Below are 242 nucleotides of genomic sequence, written 5' to 3'. Positions count from 1 at the left end.
ACGTGATCAAGGCCCCCGAGCTGCACGGCACCGTGCTCATCGGCGAGCTGGGCCTGGACGGACGAGTGCGCCCGGTTCGCGGCGTGCTGCCGGCCACCCTGGCCGCAGCGCAGAACGGCTTCCGCCGGGTGATCGTGCCCTATCGCCAGGCGAGCGAGGCCCAGCTGGTCGACGGTATCGACGTGCTGGGCGTGGCCTCGCTGGGCCAGCTGGTAGCGCTGCTCACCCACGAGCCGGTGCCG

General features: G+C 72.7%; 1 protein-coding gene. It reads left to right on the top strand.

What is annotated here, in order from left to right; genetic code table 11:
* On the top strand, nt 1–242 hold a 242-nt coding region (locus tag QRT08_RS18555; protein WP_286047477.1), incomplete at both ends, for a magnesium chelatase domain-containing protein.

The organism is Halalkalicoccus sp. NIPERK01, assembly GCF_030287405.1.
GTDB lineage: Archaea > Halobacteriota > Halobacteria > Halobacteriales > Halalkalicoccaceae > Halalkalicoccus.
The sequence above is the reverse complement of the archived record's forward strand: the minus strand, read 5'-3'. Positions and strand labels throughout refer to the sequence as shown.